At 34.0% G+C, this 16,832-nt stretch carries 13 protein-coding genes; 3 read left to right on the plus strand and 10 right to left on the minus strand.

All coding sequences use genetic code 11. The features are described 5' to 3' along the window. Positions 1-4 precede the first annotated feature (4 nt). From ACOQFO_RS12410 to ACOQFO_RS12420, 3 genes are all read right to left on the minus strand, one after another. Positions 5-850: a transporter substrate-binding domain-containing protein gene (locus ACOQFO_RS12410; RefSeq protein ID WP_421689976.1), complete on the minus strand. Its 846-nt coding sequence runs from the start codon at positions 848-850 to the stop codon at positions 5-7. Then, positions 847-1,386: a thioredoxin domain-containing protein gene (locus ACOQFO_RS12415; RefSeq protein ID WP_421689977.1), complete on the minus strand. Its 540-nt coding sequence runs from the start codon at positions 1,384-1,386 to the stop codon at positions 847-849. Before ACOQFO_RS12415 ends, ACOQFO_RS12410 begins: the two co-directional genes overlap by 4 nt. A 285-nt stretch (positions 1,387-1,671) precedes the next feature. Beyond that, positions 1,672-2,100: a MarR family winged helix-turn-helix transcriptional regulator gene (locus ACOQFO_RS12420; RefSeq protein WP_421689978.1), complete on the minus strand. Its 429-nt coding sequence runs from the start codon at positions 2,098-2,100 to the stop codon at positions 1,672-1,674. 146 nt (positions 2,101-2,246) lie between these two features. Here ACOQFO_RS12420 and ACOQFO_RS12425 point away from each other — a divergent pair, with 146 nt between their 5' ends. Then, positions 2,247-2,762, plus strand: coding sequence for a CarD family transcriptional regulator (locus ACOQFO_RS12425; protein WP_421689979.1), 516 nt, complete (start codon positions 2,247-2,249; stop codon positions 2,760-2,762). 133 nt (positions 2,763-2,895) lie between these two features. Here ACOQFO_RS12425 and ACOQFO_RS12430 read toward each other — a convergent pair whose 3' ends face one another. From ACOQFO_RS12430 to ACOQFO_RS12445, 4 genes are all read right to left on the minus strand, one after another. Continuing rightward, the gene (locus ACOQFO_RS12430; RefSeq protein WP_421689980.1) at positions 2,896-3,813 is read right to left on the minus strand and encodes a 1,4-dihydroxy-2-naphthoate polyprenyltransferase; all 918 of its coding nucleotides are present in this window, start codon (positions 3,811-3,813) and stop codon (positions 2,896-2,898) included. Between the two features lie 238 nt (positions 3,814-4,051). Then, positions 4,052-4,933 (minus strand): GNAT family N-acetyltransferase, encoded by an 882-nt coding sequence (locus ACOQFO_RS12435; protein WP_421689981.1) that lies wholly within the window; start codon positions 4,931-4,933, stop codon positions 4,052-4,054. 98 nt (positions 4,934-5,031) lie between these two features. Next, entirely contained in the window at positions 5,032-6,864 is a 1,833-nt protein-coding gene (locus ACOQFO_RS12440) for an ABC transporter ATP-binding protein (protein WP_421689982.1), read from the minus strand. Further along, positions 6,861-8,603: an ABC transporter ATP-binding protein gene (locus ACOQFO_RS12445; RefSeq protein WP_421689983.1), complete on the minus strand. Its 1,743-nt coding sequence runs from the start codon at positions 8,601-8,603 to the stop codon at positions 6,861-6,863. Before ACOQFO_RS12445 ends, ACOQFO_RS12440 begins: the two co-directional genes overlap by 4 nt. Before the next feature lie 395 nt (positions 8,604-8,998). On the opposite strand from ACOQFO_RS12445, the gene ACOQFO_RS12450 reads away from it, so the two are divergent. Next, complete coding sequence (locus tag ACOQFO_RS12450; RefSeq protein ID WP_421689984.1) at positions 8,999-11,008, plus strand: sensor domain-containing protein; 2,010 nt, start codon at positions 8,999-9,001, stop codon at positions 11,006-11,008. A gap of 60 nt (positions 11,009-11,068) precedes the next feature. Here the strand turns inward: ACOQFO_RS12450 and ACOQFO_RS12455 are convergent, their stop codons facing one another. After that, the gene (locus ACOQFO_RS12455; protein WP_421689985.1) at positions 11,069-11,554 is read right to left on the minus strand and encodes a threonine/serine exporter family protein; all 486 of its coding nucleotides are present in this window, start codon (positions 11,552-11,554) and stop codon (positions 11,069-11,071) included. 14 nt (positions 11,555-11,568) lie between these two features. Further along, on the minus strand, positions 11,569-12,321 hold the full coding sequence (locus ACOQFO_RS12460) for a threonine/serine exporter family protein (protein ID WP_421689986.1): 753 nt from the start codon (positions 12,319-12,321) through the stop codon (positions 11,569-11,571). A 132-nt stretch (positions 12,322-12,453) separates the two neighbouring features. Here ACOQFO_RS12460 and ACOQFO_RS12465 point away from each other — a divergent pair, with 132 nt between their 5' ends. Continuing rightward, positions 12,454-13,926 carry a polysaccharide deacetylase family protein gene (locus ACOQFO_RS12465; protein WP_421689987.1) on the plus strand — a complete coding sequence of 491 codons (1,473 nt, stop codon included), beginning with the start codon at positions 12,454-12,456 and terminating at the stop codon, positions 13,924-13,926. Positions 13,927-14,017: 91 nt separating this feature from the next. On the opposite strand, the gene ACOQFO_RS12470 is transcribed toward ACOQFO_RS12465, so the two are convergent. After that, a complete protein-coding gene (locus tag ACOQFO_RS12470; protein ID WP_421689988.1) occupies positions 14,018-16,240 on the minus strand; it encodes a beta-propeller domain-containing protein in 2,223 nt (740 codons plus the stop codon). Positions 16,241-16,832 lie beyond the last annotated feature (592 nt).

Raw genomic sequence — 16,832 nt, forward strand, 5'->3', positions numbered from 1 at the left:
ATTTTTATTTTTCATGTGGAATCGTTACGTCAATTGCACTCCACTTATCTGATAACTTTTTAAGTGTTCCATCTTCTTGAAGTTTTTGGATTTCAGCACTGAATGCCTCTAAAAATTCTTTGTTTTCTTCAGAACGAACGAATGGGAAGCCATAATCAAAGTTAATTAAATATTCCTCACCATAAAGTTTTAATGGAAGTCCTTCATCTTTAATACGGGAAGCTGCTGTAATTTTCACATCAATAAATGCATCCAAACGACCTAATGCAACTTCATTATATGTTCCACTAACATCTTGATAAGGTGTTATGATAATTTCGTTTCCATTCGCTTGGTTCCACTCTTCTAAAAATTGGTGTAAGTTATTTCCTAATAAAACACCTACTTTTTTACCTTTTAAATCTTCAATACTTTTAATATCATTATTATCTTCATGAACTACTAGAGTAGCACCAGAATATGCATATGGAGTAGAGAAATCGTATTTTTCACGACGTTGCTCTGTCATTGCAATTAAGTTTGCCACAGTATCAATTTGTCCAGCATCTAACATTCCGAAAATACCTGAGAACTCTGCAAACGTCCATTCAATTTCATAGCCTAAAGCTTCTCCTACAAGCTCTAAGACTTCTACATCATAGCCTTGTGCTTTCCCATTTGCATCAACTGAGATGAATGGTGGGTATATACCAGAAGAACCTACTCGTAAGATTTTCTTTTCAGTACTTGTCTCAGCCCCGTTTGCTGAACCGTTTGCTGAACCGTTTCCTGTATCACTACTACCACATGCAGCCAATACAAAGATTAAACCTATTAATATAAATAACCCGGAAAATTTTTTTAGTTTCATAACTCTACTCCTTCTTCAAGTAACTGTTTCTCAATTACTTCTCTTAATTCATCTTCAAATATTTCACGTGGATATTGGAACTCTAAATCATTAATAAACACTGTTGGTACCATCTTCACATTTCTTTCAATTGCTTCTGCAGTTATTTTAAGGCTTAGTTCAATATTTTGTTCTTCTTCTTTCAAACCAAATTTTTCTTCGATATATTGTTTAATTCCATGACTTGAATACTGATCCCATGTACTTTGTTCTTTAAATAATTGACTAATCACATCTAAAGTTTTTTGTGGGTTATTGTAATCTAAGTTCAAATTAATCAATGTACCTGGGAGTAACATTTCTCGTGGCTTATCATAATGTTTTACAATAAGCGCAACTTTATCCTCTTTAATATATTTATCTAATACTTTATCTACTAATTCATAGAACGAAGCACAATAAGGACAAGCTAAATTTAGAAATACCTCAATCTTTACTGGTGCTTCTTTACTTCCTAATACTAAAAAATCATTTTTCAATACAGTCAAAATTTTCACCCTTTTTAAAAAATAATATTTATTAAACAATTACAAATATAACTAAAACTATAGGAATTGTAAATATTTTTTTCCAGTAAATATTATTTTATTCTAGCAACTGGAATACACATTGCTCTTCGGTTCACATCGGTAACTTAAACTTCGGATTGAATGGATAAAAATGTAAGTTATAATGAGCAAAAAAACAGCTACCAGAGAATCATATCTCTTGGTAGCTATGTTCTTATAAGATTTTATGAAAATCGAATTGAGTTCTATCAAAGACTTTAATGGTTGTTATATTTATATACCCCAATCCATCTGCAATATATCCTTTAATACATTCAACTTTTCTTGTCCGATCGTTTGGGCAACTTTTTCTTCAAATTTTAGTCTTAGCTCTTCGTTTTTAATGCAGCAGTGCTCCCCTAATGTCGTTAGGCTTACACATTTATCTCTTTTGCTATGTTCAGAATTGGTTACTTCGACTAACCCTTTCTCTTTTAAACTTTTAATATTTTTATGTGTTGCTTGCCTAGTGATCGTCACGTTTCTCGTTACTTCTGAAATAGTGGTTTTATGACCATAAATCTTATACATTATGTACCATTCTGTATAGGAGATTTTAATATCGCTTTGCTCTTCCCACATTTTTTCAATTGTGTCTCGTAGTTGACGATGTTTCTCACTCATTAAGCTTACTAAACCGGAACTGTTTAAATGATTAATCAACACAGCACCTCTTCTATCTATTATTTATAAATTTAATATAGAAGAGCTCCAAACAATTTGTCAACTAAATTGACAATTTTACCTTTTCATGTTACACTTATATTGTAAACTTAGTTGACAAAAATACTTGGGTAGGTGGCGTCTCTATGTATAGTGTTGGTGATTTAATCATGTATTCTTCACATGGTATTTGTGAAATTGACGATATTACAGAAAAAAGCTTTTCAAACCAAACAAAAACTTATTATGTTTTACATCCATTGAACAACCAAAATCTTGTTATAAACATTCCTATTCATAGCGACAAAATCAACTTACGAGATGTTGTCGATCAGGACACTGCACTTCGAATCATTGACTCATTTAAAAAACCTGGAGTGCAATGGATTGAAAAGAGTAATCATCGCATTCATCTTTACTCAGAAACCATTAAAAACGGAGATCGATTTGAGATTGCACGAATTATAAATACGATGATGGTAAAGAAACAAGATGATGAGTTACTCGGTAAAAAACTTGGTTCGCAAGATATGAAATTATTAACGACGATTCAAAATATATTATTTGTTGAACTAGCACTTTCATTAAAAACTACAAGTGATGACATATACCAACGAGCTATTAAATGTTTAAAAGAACAAGAAGATAACATACTAATTTAGATACAGGTTATTTAGTTTTTATTTGATTCCAATAAGCAAAGTTTTAAGGATTTGATCTACATGTCACAGTATAAAAACAAAAAAAAGAAGTAATCTTTAACCTAAACAAAAGGAAAGATTACTTCTTATTTTTTTATATATTAATAAAATAATTAATTAACAGCCCGATTGATAATAAGAAACTAAACAATGTATTTGTTAATGCAGTTGATTTCATTGCTATTTTCATAAACTGTGGCTCTTTTGCACCTTTTCGGAATGCTTTAATAGCTGAAATTGGTTTAGGTAAGCTTAATAAAACAACCAGTGCCCATATACTTAAGTCTCCTAACATAATTAGGATAATTATCCATAAATACGATATGAAGAACGAATTTGCTAACGCCATAATGGCAGTATCTCTACCTAAAAGAATTGCTAACGTCTTTCTTCCACCTTTTGTATCTTCTTCAATGTCTCTAATATTATTAGACATATTAATAGCTCCAACTAAAATCATCGCTGGTATCGAAATCATGAAGCTCACTAAAGTGACTGTACCCGTTTGGATAAAATAAGAAATTAAGACGAAACCAGATCCCATTAATGCTCCGGCAAATAGTTCACCAAATGGTGTATATGCTATTGGAATCGGCCCACCTGTATATAAGTAGCCGATTGCCATACCAAATAATCCAACAGCAACTAGCCACCAACTACTGTTTGCACAAATATAAACACCGATAATTGCTGCGAAAACGTATAATAATATAGCAACCATCAGCACATTTTTTGGTTTTAAACCATGTCGAACAATTCCTCCGCCAATACCGACAGATTCCGCAGTATCTAGACCTCGTTTGAAATCATAATATTCATTAAATAAATTTGTCGCAATTTGTAACGCAAGACACGCGATCATCATCGCAGCAAACATTAGCCAGTCGATTTCTGTATCATATAAAGCAATAACAGTTCCCAAAATTACCGGCGCAAAGGTTGCAGTCAATGTATGCGGACGTGTCATTTTCCACATTAATTTTGCTGAACTCTTTTCTTTTTGAATTTCCATTGATTTATTCAACTTCCCTATATATTTTATTTATATTTTCATCATACAAAATGCATTCAATCTTAATATTGAACCCAACATGACTCTCTTTTTCCATCAATACATTATAACAAATTTTAATAGAAGTGCTAGTGAAGGTGTTTTCTGAAAAGTTCTAGCTTATTGTGACCACCACAGGAGCAATATACTTAGAAAAAAGAAGCTCCTTAAAAGTATACCTTTAAGAAGCCCCCTTCACTTAATCTCTATTACTACTATAAACAAAATAATCGACTTGCGTTGACTTTAAAAATCCTGCTTTTTCGTATACGGATAGTGCACGTTCATTTTCCACTTCGACATCTAACATTATAAAATGTTCACCTTGTCTATATGCAAAATCCTTTGCCCAATTTAATAACGCTGTGCCAATCCCTTGACCTTGCATTTCTGGATGTACTGCAAATGCAGTGATCCATTGCACGTCACCATCTTTAGTAGTCGTTAGTGTTCCAACTACCTCTCCGTCCATTTCAGCAACCCATAAAATACTACCTTCTGTTGTCGTATTATGTTCGATTAAATCTAACGATTCTTCACGTAAGTCACCGAATGCCTCACTAAAGATATGGACTAATGCATTATTATCTAACTCTGAATATTGTCTTATATTTAGATGATCTGGGATAGTCGCATTTTCAGCTTTCGCTTCAAAAGTCGCTTCAGAAAAACTATAGAGAAAGCCGAAACGTTTTAGAAACTTTCTACCAAAGGAATTGTTTTCATGAACTAGGGCAAGCTCCCCTTCTGCACCACGTTCATGTAACCCTTCATGTAATACTTTAAACAAAGCTGTACCAATACCAATTTTTCGATACATAGGAGCAACAACCATTGACCATTCATATGTTTGAAGGCCCATTGTATCAATAGCACTAGCCACACCAACTAGTTGATTTAGATCGTTATCATAAGCTAATACGAAAAAACCTTTACTATATAATTCTTTGCTTTCACGTAAATTCATCAAAGAATAATAACTTACTCTATCTACTAAACCGGCTTCATCACAAAGTGTTTTGACTTCTTCATACGTTTCAATATCTATAGGAAATGATGCTTTTATTATTGAAAATTTCATCGCTAAACTCCAATTCTCTTTTACATACTAACTAATTTTAGAGTTGTATAGGATGTAGCGCAACCAGGAATTTTTGTGTTGTTTACTATAAAATTCTCTTATTCCCTAAAACTATCTATCTGTTCCAACATTTTGGCATAAATACCGCCCAACTCAATAAGCTCCTGTTGTGAGCCAGATTCAACTAATTGCCCCTCGTTCATAACAAAGACGAGGTCGGCATGTCGAATTGTATTAAGTCGGTGTGCGATGACGAAACTTGTTCTTCCTTTCATCAGCAATTCTAATGCCTGTTGTATTTTCACTTCTGTCACCGTATCTATACTACTAGTGGCTTCATCTAGTAATAGAATAACAGGGTTTGCAACAAGCGCTCTTGCGATAGATAGTAGTTGCTTTTGTCCATGGGAAATTTCACTACCATCACTTGCTAAAATGGTGTCATAACCCTTCGGTAATTTCATAATAAAATCATGGGCATTGGCTTTTTTACAAGCTTCTATTATTTCTTCATCTGTTGCATCTAACTTACCGTAACGAATATTTTCATAGACAGATGCTTCAAATAAAAATGGATCTTGTAAAACAAAGGCCATCTGACTCCGTAGTGTTTCACGATTAATATCACGGACATCTTTCCCGTCAAATAGGATGGAACCTTCTCCGACATCGTAAAAACGAGCAATTAACTGCATAATGGTCGTTTTCCCAGCACCAGTTGCACCTACTAAAGCAACTGTTTGCCCTGGTTTTACATGGAAGTTAACACCTTTTAACGTTTCTTTGTCTTCGCTTAATTCATATTTAAAATGAACATCCTTAAACTCTACTTCGCCTTTCAGTTGAGTATCCTTAGGCAGTTTCCCATCATCAATATCTGTTGTTTCATCCATAATCGAAAATACACGTTCTGCTCCGGCAATGGCAGATAGTACGGTATTTATCTGGTTTGCTAGATCGTTTAAAGGTCGGGTAAATTGTCTTGCGTACTCAGTAAAAATAACAATGATACCTATTGAGACATGACCATAAAACGCTAAAATTCCACCAATACCCGCAACAATTGCAAAGCTAATATTGTTTAAGAAGTTCATAACCTTCGGAATATAGCCTGAGTATGTTAATGCCCAGAAACCTGTTCTTCTTAACCTTGCATTCTTTTCACGGAATTCTTCAATAACACGCTCTTCCTGAGAAAAGGCTTTAACAATCGCTTGACCAGATATCGTTTCCTCAATCATCCCATTTAGTGCCCCGACTGCTGCCTGTTGCTCTTTAAACAATTTCCCAGTCCTTTTTGTAATCCAGCGCATTGCTGAAAACATTAATGGAATAATCAGCATAGTAAGCACTGTTAATAATGGGCTTAAATAAATCATGACAATGATCGTACCGACTAAAGTTAACAAACTTGAAAACACTTGAATGAACGAAGTATTTAAAGTTGCACTAACCGTTTCAATATCATTCGTTGCTCGGCTCATTAATTCACCATGTTGACGTTTGTCGAAAAATGAAACAGGTAACTTCATCAAATGATTAAACAACCCAGTTCTCATTTTATAGATCGTTGATTGAGCAATACCAATCATCCAATAGTTTTGTAGAAATAGTGATACCGACAAAATGATATAAATACCGACTAAAGAACCGATAAATGGCAGCATACCGTCGAATTGGCTTTTTAATATAAAATCGTCGATAATCATCCCGATTATCAGTGGTCCAATTAAAGATAGGGCTGAACTGATTACAACCATAAAGAAAACAGTAATAAGCAACAATCGTTGTTCATCGACAATTTTCCATATACGAAGTAACGTATTTTTCCAATCACTTGCACGTGGACCTTTTTTCTTTTCTACTTTCCGTTTTAAATCTTCTTTTTTCAGAATAGGTTCATATCCAAATGGTTTTCGAATGAAATTCATCCAACTTCACCTACCTGTTCTGCCTGTGACTCGACAATTTGTCTATATCGTTCGCTTACTTGAAGCAATTCATCGTGAGAACCGTATGCTTCAACTTTTCCGTCATGTAACAATAAGATTTTATCCATTGTTTTCGCTGTTCGTACCTTCTGAGTAACAACTAACATCGTTGCATTTTCATCTTCTAACGCATCCCATAAAGCCGCTTCTGTTTTTACATCGAGAGCACTAGTACTATCATCTAAAAGTAGAATACGTGATTTTCGAATAAGAGCTCTTGCAATGGAAAGGCGTTGCTTTTGACCACCAGAAAGATTGACACCCTTTTGTCCAACACGTGTTTCATATTTATTTGGAAAACTTTCGACCGTTTCATGAATTTGTGCCTGTTCAGCTGAAAAGCGAACATCTTCAAACAATGCCTCTTGTTTACCCCATTTTAAATTTTCATGTATAGAACCTGTAAATAACAGCGATTTCTGTGGAACAAAGCCAATCATCGCCCTTAAGTCCTCTAATCTCCAGTCTAGTATATTGCGCCCGTTCACCAATATTGTTCCGGAAGTAGGCTCATAAAACCTAGGGATTAGATTAAGTAAAGTAGTTTTACCTGCACCGGTTTCCCCCATTATTGCAAGTTTCTCACCTTGTTTCACTTCAAATGAGACATTCGTTAATACCTGTAACTCTGTATTTGGATATGTAAATGAAACTTGATTAAACTGAAGCGTACCAATACTATCAATCGATACATTTGTATCCGTTTCTTTACCTACTTTTTGATTTTCAAGTCCCTTTTCATCAACAGTTAATACTTCTTTCATACGATCAGCAGAAGCTTTCGCACGAGCTATTGCGATGATAATAAAAGCAAACATCGAAAAGTTCCCTGTGATACGCATAGCATAGTTAATAATGGCTACTAATTCACCAACCTGCGCATTTCCTGCACTTACCTCACTTGATCCAAACCAGATTACTGCAAGTAAACTTAAATTCATGATCAATAAAAGCGCTGGCATAATGAGTTCCATAATTCTTAATGCTTTAGTTGTATCAATTTTTAAAGAATCAGCAACATGTTGAAAACGGCTAGATTCATACTGATTACGCATATATGCTTTAACTAAACGTATCGCTTGTAAACATTCTTGTAAGACGCGATTTACTCGATCAAGTCGCCATTGCACTTGTGCAAAATATGTAATCCCCTTTTTCGCCATATAATATAAAAACCCTATGACAATTGGAGCTCCTATAAACAAAAATAGAGCAACTTTTGGATTAATGATAAAGGCCAAAACTAAACTTAATATGGCTGAAAGTGGTGCTCGAACCATTATTCTAAGACTCATAAACAATACGTTTTGCACTTGAGTCACATCATTGGTTAATCTCGTGATTAAGCCTGAAGTTGGAAATTTCAAATATGTGGCCATTGTAAATGATTGAATTTTACTAAACAGCGCATTTCTTAAATCATAGCCAAAACTATGTGCTACATGTGATGAAAAATAAGAATTGACGATTCCACAAAATAAGGCAAGAACCGCTAAACTAACTAAAATAATTCCCCAAAATCCTATTGAGCTTAAATCCTCTACTACAATACCTTCATCAATAATTTTTGCAATGATTAACGGTTGAACAAGCTCGACTGTTAACTCAATGAGCATTAATATAAAAGCGATTAATGCTGGCAACCAATAAGGTTTAACATAGGAAAATACTGTCTTCATGCTTACCCCCTCAAGCACTTCGTAAGAATCTCCTTTTTGTTCTTACTTAAGATATCTATATCAAATTAGAAAAATAATAATGTTCTACAAGTATAAAACAACATTTCGAAATATTCACACATTCGTTACAATTTGTACTAAATTTCCTATTTATTTTTATTGTGGTAAATATTATAAATATATTTCACTACCACGACTTCTCAATTACACTTTCCCCTCCCGATCTATAAAATCATTATATTTCCATTAAAATATAAAATTTTTATACCAACTTATAGTAAAATAGTCTCCATTTTTACATTTGTCATAAATATTCCATTAATAAAATAATGACTAATTTCCGTATTAATTCTATAATGTTAGTAAAATATTCTTCTAAAGGGAGATAAAAAGTAATGCCAATAGCAAAAACGAATTACCGTATCGAAGAACAGTTAATATTAGACTCCCCTTTTCCATCATTCTTATTGAACCAACAAAACGAAGTTGTCATGTGGAATCAACTATGTGAAGATGTTTTTCGATACCCATTCAATGAATATACAAATAACGATCAAATAAAATCGACATTATTATCAACACTAGATGATCAATCTTGGCAGCTCATTGCAAATAAAAAGGAAACTTATCAATTTGAAAACATAAGCCTCGTAACAAAAGATGAAAGACTACTAGAATCTACTATCATGACTTTACCTAGCTATTATCAGGGTGAACTTTGTACACTAGTTACTTGCTTTTTACATAACAACATGAAATTTGTGAATACGTCCACTCAGGAATTAGTCGACTTAAAAAAGGGACTCAATTCTACTTTTATGTTTGTCACAATTGATAGCGAAGGTTTTATTATTAATTGCAATCAAAAGTTTCTCAAAACAAGTCGCTGGACACCAAAACGAGTAATAGGAAAAACATTCTGGCAACTTTTCCCGGAAACAGATGAAAGTAAAGACGTGACAGAGCAAATTTGGAATACTATTACTTCTGGTAATGTATGGAATGGAGAAGTCGAAAAACTAACAAAAGATGGCCGATCTTATTGGGTCTATATGACAGCAATTCCTACATACTCTCCTCTTGAAAATCGAGTTCAATATACATTACTCGAACACGATATTACACAAGAAAAATTACTTAAAAATAGTCTTGAAAAAATTGCTTATGTTGACCCAGAAACTGGTTTAATGAACATTTATCGTTTGGAACAAATTGTAAACGAAATGATTGAATCTGGCAGAAGATTTTCTTTTGTCTATTTAAGTATCGATAAATTTTATATTTTAAAAGACATTCACAACGTAATAGAAAGTAGTTTCTTATCGGAATTTGTGAAACGAATGAAAATTTATTTCCAAGATAGTTCAATGGCAAGGATTAATTCAAATGAGTTTGTAATTCTAACTCCTTTAAGTGAATGGTTTATTCAAGGATTTTTACACTATTTAAAACAAAATCCAATCTACGTAGGAAATGTAGCAATTCCTGTTTCAATTAGTGGTGGTATTACACACTCACCTAAAGATCAGTCAACCTTTACTGAGTTAATGAATGCTTCATTGAAAACAATTCAAACTGTTCGTGAAGCTGGTGGTAATAACATATCATCTCTATCTGCTGAATCTCATAAAGCACTAAATCGTAAATCTATTATTGAAAAACGCTTATTACTTGCTCTTAATCAAAAAAATTTAGAAGTATTGTATCAACCTCAATATGACCTTTCTAGCGAGAAAATTATTGGTGTTGAAGCTTTAGTACGTTGGGAAGACGAGGAGATCGGCGTTGTTTCTCCAGACGAGTTAATTCCTATTGCAGAAGAAACTGGTCTCATCAATGATATCGGTTCATTTGTAATTGAAGAAGCTTGTAAACAGGCTGTTGAATGGAATAATAAAGGGCTTAAATTGAAAGTAAGCATTAACCTTTCAGTACGTGAATTCCGTGATAAAAATATGGCGAAATTGATTATTAACACTCTTTCGAAAACAGGCTGTCCTGCACATTTAATCCAAATTGAAATCACTGAGAAATTTGCATTAGAAGCGGAAGCGGAAGCAAATATTATTAATCAAATGAGAAAGTTAGAAAACGAAGGTATCATATTTGTACTAGACGACTTTGGTACAGGCTATGCTTCATTCCGCTATATGCAACTGTTACCAATTGAGATTATGAAAATAGATCAAACCTTCATTCACTCATTAATGCTGTCTGAGAAAAATCAAAAAATTACCAATGCAATTGTGCAGTTTGGTAAATCTATGAATATTGAAATTTTAGCTGAAGGTGTTGAAACCGAGGAACAAAAACAACTTCTTAAGAAATTAGGTTGTGATTATATTCAAGGTTATTTAATTAGTAAACCTGTTAGCGGAAAAGAAATCGAAATTTTAATGATTTAATAAAAAATGGCTACTGATCTAATGGAATATTACATTCCGATCAGTAGCTTTTTATTTTTTTCACTTTGTTCTTTGTCGTTTTAACCTGGCGAATGATCCCATTGATGTTCTTCCCTTATTTAATATTCGATAAATTAATTGAATCATTACTTCAGCAAATACAAGACCCATTGCTATAGCACCAGATACCATTAATGCTCTCATTCCATATTCAATCCCGCTATTATAGTCTAATTCTACAATGCTTCGCATAGTATTATAAGCAATACCACCTGGGACAAGCGGTATGATTCCCGCTACATAAAATACAATCATCGGTGTTTTGAACCATCGAGCAAAAAATTGCGCCACTATCGCAATACCAAAGGAAGCTACAAAAGTAGATTGAACTTCTGTCACATTATATTGCATTAACATATAATAAACAGTCCATCCTACTGCGCCTACGAAACCACAAATCGGAAGTGCTTTAATAGGTGCATTAAAAATAACACCAAAACACGCCGTAGCTATAAAACTAAAAACGAAATGTAAGAGATAATCCATTTACAAGCCTCTCCTTAAAATGCAACTACTAACGCAATACCAGAACCAATGGCAAACGCAGTTAAAAATGCTTCAGCACCTTTTGAAATTCCTGATGTAAAATGTCCTGCCATTAAATCGCGAACCGCATTTGTGATCAGTAATCCGGGGACAAGCGGCATAACCGCACCAATAATTATTTTGTCGATTTCTGTTCCTAGGTGAAACTTTACAGCGAAATGTGCGACTAATCCTATGAAGACGGCAGCGACAAATTCAGAAAAAAACTTAACCTTTGTTAGTTCCTGCAAAACAGTCACAATTATGAACCCTACTGCACCTGCAACAAAGGTTGCTGGCATATCTGACCATTTTCCACCAAACAAAATCATTAACATACTACTTGCAATTGCAGCTGTTAAAATTTGAAGTGAAATCGGTAAAAAATAATTCGTCTTTTGTATTTTTATTAACTCGTCGTAAGCTTGTTCTAGTGTTATGATTTTACTAGTAAGTTTACGAGAAACACTATTTACTAGTGATATTTTATGAAGATCGGTAATACGGTTTGATATAGAGGTAATTTTTGTTTTTTGTCTACGCCCTAAAGATAGGATAATCCCTGTTGGAGTTACATAACTTTGAGCATCTTCAATTTCAAGAGAACGAGCCATTCTTAACATCGTATCTTCTACACGGTATGTTTCAGCTCCACTCTCAATCATAATTCGACCAGCAAGTAAAAGACAGTCTAAAGCCATTTCATAATCAATTTCATTTATTGTCATAAAAGTGATTCTCCTTTTTCTCCTTGCATATAGTATCGAACAAAAAAGGAAATCTCAATACAAATGCTTAATTTTAAAAATCTTACATAATTTTTACATAATAATAAATGTTGAGAGGAGTTCGAATCTATTATGAATAACAATGATCGCAAATTCGGCGGTCGCTTTATTGATATATTCTTGATTTCCACGATAGCCTCGCTAATTGTGTTAATCATTATATTCACTACCACTAGTAATCTGCATAAGGCACAAAATGTATCATCTGCAAGTAATCCAACAGTTAACGAACCAGGTACTGTCAATCCGATTGAACCAGATATATCTTCTACCGTTACACAAGAAATTATGAATACGAATATTGAAGGCATTCGTATAGTAAATGAAACATTGAAAGATCCAACAAAACCATACTTAATACAATCAATCAAAACAAACTTTGAACCAATAAATACTGCAATAAACAAATACATATCGGACTCAAAAACTCAGTATGAAAATATAATTCGTCTAAAAGATAAAATTGAACCAAATGATTCATCTAAAAATCTATTAAACAATTTAAATATTTCAGTAGAAATCTCTACTCACCAAGATCAGTATATTTCTCTTATTTTCACAAAAAATATAGCTATTAGAAGTAATCAATCCGATACTACCATTTATACCCTTTTCTTTAACAATAAAACTGGGGAAATCATTAATTTACAAAAAATACTCAATGGGGATGTAAAAAGTTTAACCTCACTTTCTGAAAGTGTTCGTTCTTCTATTTTAAAAAATCCAGCTTATGAGAAACATATTAATACCGAATCATTAACAAAGGTTACTGAACCAAAATGGAACTATTTCCAACGTTTCTCTATTAAAGATAATTCACTAGTTTTCTATTTTAATAAGGGCGAAATTGCGAATAATAGCATTGGCATCCCTACAACGACGATTCCATTGTCATCTATTTATAAGCAATTAGCTGCAGAATTCCAAAAGGGAATTAAAGATGGTTCAATTGTTACGACTCCTCCTCCAACAAAGGATACTAGCTCCAGTAAGAAAGTAGCGTTAACCTTTGATGATGGACCACATCCGACAATTACCATGGAAATTTTAGACCTACTCGACAAGTACAATGCCAAGGCGACATTCTTCGTCGTAGGTAATCGAATAGATAGGTACTCCGATGTATTGATCGAAACATTTGAACGTGGACACGAAATCGGAAATCATACATGGAATCATACTAATTTGACGACTATATCTACTAATCAAGTAAAAGAACAATTGAGTTCAACAAATAATGCTATTAAAAAAGCAATCGGACAATATCCTACTGTGTTCCGACCGCCATATGGTGCGAAAAATAATCAAGTAGTTAGTGTTATTGAATTACCTGTCATTATGTGGACGATTGATACATTAGATTGGAAATATCGTAACGCTTCTAATCTATTACCAATGGTTAAGAAAAGTATGCACAATAACGCCATTATTTTAATGCATGATATTCACCAATCTACTGCGGATGGACTTGAAAGCGTGCTTAAATACTTGCAAGAACAAGGCTATGAATTTGTTACAGTAAGTGAAATCCTGCAATATAAATAAGATGAACCATCAATTATCCATATTCGAAATTACCTTATCAATAAATGCTAAAAAACGATTGGCTTCAATTAAGCCAATCGTTTTATTTTGTTTATTTCAATTTCACACTACCTAAAACATTGAATGTTTGTAAATCGTAGCTTTTTACCTCGTTGCGAGAAACTGTATAAAGCGTGTCATTGATATAAATCATACGTTGAACTAAAGTCTCCCAGTTTTCGTATTGTTCACCATTTGCAGGTGGGGTTATTAAGTTCCCTTTTAGTTCAATACCATTTTCTGCAGTAATTTCATAAATGACCGCACCTGATCCTTGGTACTGGATTTCATATTCGCCTTTTTCATTGTAAAGGGATACTGGGAATCCAAAGTAACTATACTCTGCATTTCTAAACAACACTTTATGATTATATTGCATTTCAGAATACGTTCCGCGTCCACCAATAATAGCTGTATCTTGTTCTTTTGGATTGGAGAAATCAGTAATATCAAATAGTGATACTTTCATGCCACCAGTCATTGTAATTGGCTGTTTCGTATAACTATCAATCACTGTTTTTGTATCGTATCCAATTCCGATCAGATGGTTTTCATCAAGCGGATGTAAATAGTTACTAAATCCAGGTATTTTAAGTTCTCCTAACACTTTCGGTGATTTCGGATTTGCTAAGTCAATAACAAAGAGTGGGTCTACTTCTTTAAATGTCACAATATATGCCTTATCGCCCATAAATCGTGCTGAATAAATTTTCTCCCCTTTAGCTAAATCAGCTACCTCTCCAACCTTTTCTAATTGTTCATTGAAGACAAATAGATGATTTTTAGAAGTTGGTTCAGTCCCCCAAGTTTGACCTTCTGTAACTGCAACTCGGAAGTGACCATTATACTCATCCATTGAGAATTGATTTAATATAGTTCCTTCAATTGATGTTGATGCAGTAAAGGCAATTTTTGTACCATCTATTGAAAATTTGAAAATATCTGTATTTGTTGAAGTTGGTGCAATAATCATCATATCTCTTGCGATTGATGTCGAAACATCATCTGTTGTTGAAACTTCTTCGCTAGGCTCGACTTCAATACCCATATCTAATTCTAATGTAGATGGCATTTCATATCTATTTGCAGTAAGGTAAAGAGCATTCTGCGACATGTATAAACTTGAACTGCCACCTAAATATCCTTTTGTTTCAACTTTTTGATTTTGGAAATTATTTAAATCAATCGCTGAAATGATTGTGTAATTCGGCTCAGTTGCACCAGGTAAAATAGTTAATTGATCGATTTCCATTGGAGCAATTTTTCCTTCTTTAGTGCTGTCATAAATATAAGGTCTCAGTTCAACATCTTCTACTGGTGTATCATATAAAATCCAATAATTCGGTGTTTTGTTCGTTACCATATAAAGAACATCATTATATTTACGCACACCGCTCATATATCCATCTTGACCCACTTCACGGATAAGCGTTGGATTTGTTGGGTCTTCAATACTATAGAAAGCAGCTGTTGTTAAACTATAACCGTCCATATAAGGTTGTTGTGTCGATTTATTTTCAACCCATTGATCCTTAATCACAATTAACATGTTTTCATGTATCATTAATTGCATTGCGTAGCTATATTGATCTAATGTGATTTTTCCTACTTGTTTTAAATTTTTTGAATCCCGCGCATCTGTGATAATAATGCTAGTATCAACAGTGTTATAAATAAATTTTCCATCCGTAACAACGATATCCCCTTCTTCGATACCTTCTACTTGATTATTAGTAGTAGAGTGATCTGAACCACCATCAGCACTGGGACTAGAGGAATCTGCTGCTGTCATACTTTCTCTAGAAGTTGCTTCGGCTTTCTCGCCACCAGTAGCAAAGTTACGTCGTTCTTTATTAACTGCATTTAGGAAGAAGTTTTGTAAATCTTCTTTTGAAGCAATATGTTTAATCTCATCGACTACTTCAAAATTTATTTCTTGTTTTTCAGTATTTGTGGAAATATCTTTAAATGCGCTTTTTTCCACATGCACTGTATATTTCCCCGAAACTTTATTTAATACTGCAAGAGTTTGATTGTTATTTATTAGCTTCATTGTCACATCAACTTTTTCCCCTGCACTATTCGTAATATAAATTTCCCCATTTTCTAAGCTTGCTTCATCAAGACTTTGAGAAAAATGAATCATATAAGGGTGATTCACCATGACCTTTGATGTTGCTTCTACTTCCACCTTCTTTCCGAGCATGAGCACAGCAGTAACAGCGACTGCAGCTAGTACTAAGAGTAAAACCCCAAGATAAAACCTTTTCTTCAACTCGTTCACTCCTTATTTTCACCTTTAATACATTTGACTCTTAACTGTCAAAGAAGTTACAAAATTCAGAGATGAATTTATTTAATTTGGTAAGAGTGTTGGGGGGTGTATGTGCGGGTTTGTGCGGGTTTTTGCGCGTTATGTGCAGGTTTCGGGGGGTTATGTGCGGCTTTTGATGATTTGTGGGCGAGTTTGATTTTATGAGCGGGTTCTCCATGTTTATGTGCGGGTTTCGGGAGTTTATGTGCGGGTTCCTGCGGTTTATGTGCGGTTTTTGATGATTTGTGGGCGAGTTTGATTTTATGGGCGGGTTCTCCATGTTTATGTGCGGGTTTCGGGGGTTTATGTGCGGGTTCCTGCGGTTTATGTGCGGCTTTTGATGATTTGTGGGCGAGTTTGATTTTATGGGCGGGTTCTCCATGTTTATGTGCGGGTTTCGGGAGTTTATGTGCGGGTTCCTGCGGTTTATGTGCGGCTTTTGATGATTTGTGGGCGAGTTTCAATAACAAATGTGCGTGCAAAATTCTTTGGCTGATTTGGACCCCTAAGTTGGCTGATATCTAGCTGAATTTGGCTGATTTCCCCGTGTTTT

The organism is Ureibacillus sp. MALMAid1270 (assembly GCF_049202975.1).
Taxonomy (GTDB): Bacteria; Bacillota; Bacilli; order Bacillales_A; family Planococcaceae; genus Ureibacillus.

What these genes read in the sequence shown, in the direction of transcription:
- ACOQFO_RS12410 (WP_421689976.1), bottom strand. Translation starts at nt 850, where the DNA reads ATGAAACTAAAAAAATTTTCCGGGTTATTTATATTAATAGGTTTAATC.
- ACOQFO_RS12425 (WP_421689979.1), top strand. Translation starts at nt 2,247, where the DNA reads ATGTATAGTGTTGGTGATTTAATCATGTATTCTTCACATGGTATTTGT.
- ACOQFO_RS12430 (WP_421689980.1), bottom strand. Translation starts at nt 3,813, where the DNA reads ATGGAAATTCAAAAAGAAAAGAGTTCAGCAAAATTAATGTGGAAAATG.
- ACOQFO_RS12435 (WP_421689981.1), bottom strand. Translation starts at nt 4,933, where the DNA reads ATGAAATTTTCAATAATAAAAGCATCATTTCCTATAGATATTGAAACG.
- ACOQFO_RS12440 (WP_421689982.1), bottom strand. Translation starts at nt 6,864, where the DNA reads ATGAATTTCATTCGAAAACCATTTGGATATGAACCTATTCTGAAAAAA.
- ACOQFO_RS12445 (WP_421689983.1), bottom strand. Translation starts at nt 8,603, where the DNA reads ATGAAGACAGTATTTTCCTATGTTAAACCTTATTGGTTGCCAGCATTA.
- ACOQFO_RS12450 (WP_421689984.1), top strand. Translation starts at nt 8,999, where the DNA reads ATGCCAATAGCAAAAACGAATTACCGTATCGAAGAACAGTTAATATTA.
- ACOQFO_RS12455 (WP_421689985.1), bottom strand. Translation starts at nt 11,554, where the DNA reads ATGGATTATCTCTTACATTTCGTTTTTAGTTTTATAGCTACGGCGTGT.
- ACOQFO_RS12460 (WP_421689986.1), bottom strand. Translation starts at nt 12,321, where the DNA reads ATGACAATAAATGAAATTGATTATGAAATGGCTTTAGACTGTCTTTTA.
- ACOQFO_RS12465 (WP_421689987.1), top strand. Translation starts at nt 12,454, where the DNA reads ATGAATAACAATGATCGCAAATTCGGCGGTCGCTTTATTGATATATTC.